Annotated in this window: 3 protein-coding genes; all 3 read left to right on the top strand. The window is 66.1% G+C overall.

What is annotated here, in order from left to right; genetic code table 11:
* Positions 1 to 45: 45 nt before the first annotated feature.
* Entirely contained in the window at positions 46 to 1,371 is a 1,326-nt protein-coding gene (locus tag H9I49_RS23270; protein ID WP_188032793.1) for an ABC transporter substrate-binding protein, read from the top strand.
* A 190-nt stretch (positions 1,372 to 1,561) separates the two neighbouring features.
* Positions 1,562 to 2,545, top strand: coding sequence for a carbohydrate ABC transporter permease (locus tag H9I49_RS23275; protein WP_188032794.1), 984 nt, complete (start codon positions 1,562 to 1,564; stop codon positions 2,543 to 2,545).
* The coding region (locus tag H9I49_RS23280; protein WP_188032795.1) for a carbohydrate ABC transporter permease at positions 2,542 to 3,464 on the top strand (923 nt) is incomplete at its 3' end. The genes H9I49_RS23275 and H9I49_RS23280, both read left to right, overlap by 4 nt.

Below are 3,464 nucleotides of genomic sequence, written 5' to 3' on the forward strand. Positions count from 1 at the left end.
AGCTTGGGGCCAACGGAGCCCCCAACCCTCCAAGGAGGAGCAGGAATGTTGAACCGAAAGGCAGGGCTCACAGCTCTCATCGGCATCGCCGTCGCGGGCTTGGCGTCCGGATGTCTCTCGTCCAACTCCGGATCCGGCCCCAGCGCTGGCACGGCCAGCGGCCCCGGAAAGAGCACCATCGAGGTCATGTACGGCCTCGGACCCGACACCGAGCCCGGCTTCAAGCTCGACGTCGAGAAGTGGGCCAAGGACAACGGCATCACGGTGAAGTTCACCAAGGCGGCCTCGTGGGACACCGAGATCCGCACGCGCGTGCAGGGCGGCAACGCCCCTGATGTCGGCCTGTTCCCGCAGCCCGGCCTCATGTGTGACCTGGCCAAGCAGAAGAAGCTCGTCCCGTTCGACGCAGCCACGGTCGCGACGGACAAGGAGACGCTCGTCCCGGGGCTCGTCGAGGCCGGCACCTGCGCCGACGGCCAGGTGTACGGGCTGCCCAACGAGGTGAGCGTCAAGAGTGTCCTGTGGACCGACGCGCCCGCCTTCAAGGCCGCCGGCTACACGGCCCCCAAGACGCTCGACGAGCTGCTCGCCCTGACCGAGAAGATCAAGGCCGACGGCAAGACCCCGTGGTGCATCGCTGCCGAGTCCGGCGCGGCCACGGGTTGGCCGATCACCGACTGGCTGGAGGACCTCGTCCTGCGCTTCGCCGGGCCCGAGAACTACGACAAGTGGGTCAAGGGAACGCTGAAGAACAACAGCCCCGAGATCAAGCCGGCGTGGGAGTACTTCCAGAAGATCGCCTTCGGTGAGGGCTTCGTCCGGGGCGGCACGAAGTCCATCGTCGCGACGAACTTCCAGACCGGCGGCAACGCGATGTTCACCCAGCCGCCGGGCTGCTACCTGTTCAAGCAGGCGACGTTCGTCGCCAACAAGGGCGGCTTCCCCGACGCGGTCATCGGCAAGCTCGACACCGAGACGGGTCCGCTGGCGTTCCCGGCCAAGACCGAGGGTGACAACCCGGTGCTCATCGGCGGTGACCTCGCGGCCGCCTTCAACAACGACGCCAACACCCTCAAGCTGCGCAACTTCATCGCCAGCAAGGAGAACGGCGTCGAGCAGGCCAAGGCGGGCGCGTTCTCGGCGCACAAGAGCGCCGACGTGTCGCTGCTGCCGAACAAGACGCTCCAGACGATCGCCAGCGACGTGCTCTACAAGGCGACCGCCGCACGGTTCGACGGCTCCGACCTGATGCCCGCCAAGGTGGGTGCCGGCACCTTCTGGACCGAGCCGGTCAAGTGGCTCTCGGGCCAGCAGGACCTCGACACCACGCTCAACAACATCGACGACAGCTTCCCGAAGACCGGCAGCTGACGCCCGCCCGGCCGCGGGGGTGACCACCAGGGTCACCCTCGCGGCTCGCCCCAGGTGGCCGCGACGTCGTCGCGGGACACATCGCGACAAGCTGGTCGGTGGCCGCGAGGAACGCGTCCCGTAGATCTTGCCGCTGGTCCTGGTGGCGGCTCCTTGCTAGCGCTTTGTCCTACTTCAGAGAGGAAGTGCCATGGCCATCAAGATCGTGAACGCGGTGATCGCGATCATCGGCGGGATCGGCGGCGCCATCATCATCTTCTGGATCCTCAACAAGCTGGCCGAGTCGTTGAAGGGCCGCTGGGAGGACCGCGTCAAGCCGTGGATGTTCGCCGGGCCCGCGATCCTCGCGATCGCGGTGTACCTCATCTACCCGGCCATCACCACCCTGCAGTACAGCTTCGCCAACGAGGACTCCACGGCCTACGTGGGGCTCGACAACTACAAGGACCTGGTCACCGACAAGACGTTCCTGTCGGTCCTGTTCAACAACGTCCTGTGGATCGTCATCGTGCCTGCGGCGACCGTGCTGCTCGGTCTCGGCGTCGCGGTCCTGGCCGACCGGCTGCGGCCCAAGGGTGAGAAGACCACGAAGACGTTCATCTTCTTGCCGATGGCCATCAGCATGGTCGGCGCCGCCACCATCTGGCGCACGATCTACGAGTTCCAGCCCGAGGGTGCTCCGCAGACCGGTCTGCTCAACGCGATCATGGGCTTCTTCGACCGGAGCCCGGTGTTCTGGTACGGCACGAGCGACCTGCACCTGAACAGCCTGCTGCTCATGATCATCCTGATCTGGACGCAGGTCGGCTACTCCATGGTGCTGCTGTCGGCCGCGATCAAGAGCGTGCCCGAGGACACCGTCGAGGCCGGCCGCATCGACGGCGCCGGTGAGCGCCGGATCTTCTTCAGCATCGTCGTGCCGCAGATCTGGCCCACGGTGATCACCGTCTTCATCACGGTCCTCATCGGCGTCATGAAGGTGTTCGACGTCGTCTACGTCACGACGAACGGCGCCTACAACACCGACGTCATCGGCCGCCGCTTCTACGACGAGCTCTACACCCAGGGCAACAACGGCTACGCGTCGGCGATCGTCGTCATCCTCCTGATCGCGATCATCCCGGTCCTGATCTACCAGGTCCGTCACTTCCGCGCCGAGGAGGCAGCCCGATGACCACGACAGTCCAGCCGGGAACGGGAACCCCGGCCGAAGAGCCACAGATCCTGCGTCACAGCAAGCTCGGCTCCGGAGCGGGGTCGGCCACCTGGCCGGTCCGCGTCGGGCTGCTCATCCTGTGCATCGCCTGGATGGTGCCCGCCCTGGGCATGCTCGTCAACTCGTTCCGGCCCCGTGACGAACAGTTCTCCTCGGGCTGGTGGACCGCGTTCTTCAACCCGTTCGGCTCCGCCTGGACGCTGCAGAACTACGGACAGGTGCTGACCTCCGACGCCGCCGGCATCCCCATGGGGCAGGCCTTCGTCAACAGCTTCATCGTGGCGCTGCCGGCGACGGTCATCCCGATCCTCATCGCGGCCTTCGCCGCCTACGCGTTCACGTTCATGCAGTGGCGCGGCCGGGACGTCATGTTCGTCGTCATCGTGGGCCTGCTCGTCGTGCCCAACCAGGTCGCGTTCGTACCGCTCATCAAGCTGTACCAGCCCCTGGGTCTCAACGGCACCTTCGTCGCGGTCTGGCTGGCCCACATCGGCTTCGGCATGCCGCTGGCCGTGTACATCCTGCGCAACTACATGTCAGGCCTGCCCAACGCCGTCATCGAGTCGGCCAAGATCGACGGCGCGAGCCACTTCACCACCTTCTGGCGGCTCATCATGCCGATGTCGACACCGGCCCTCGCGTCGTTCGCGATCTTCCAGTTCCTCTGGGTCTGGAACGACCTGCTCGTGGCGCTGATCTTCCTCGGCCGCGGCGACAACACCGTCGCCACCGTGGCCCTGCAGGGCCTGCAAGGCCAGACCGGTCAAGGCCGCGAGCTCATCCCCGCAGCCGGCTTCGTCACGATCATCGTGCCGGTCCTCGTCTTCCTCTCCCTACAGCGGTACTTCATCCGCGGCATGACCTCCGGAGCCGTCAA

Source organism: Terrabacter sp. MAHUQ-38 (assembly GCF_014518425.1).
Classification (GTDB): Bacteria; Actinomycetota; Actinomycetes; order Actinomycetales; family Dermatophilaceae; genus Terrabacter.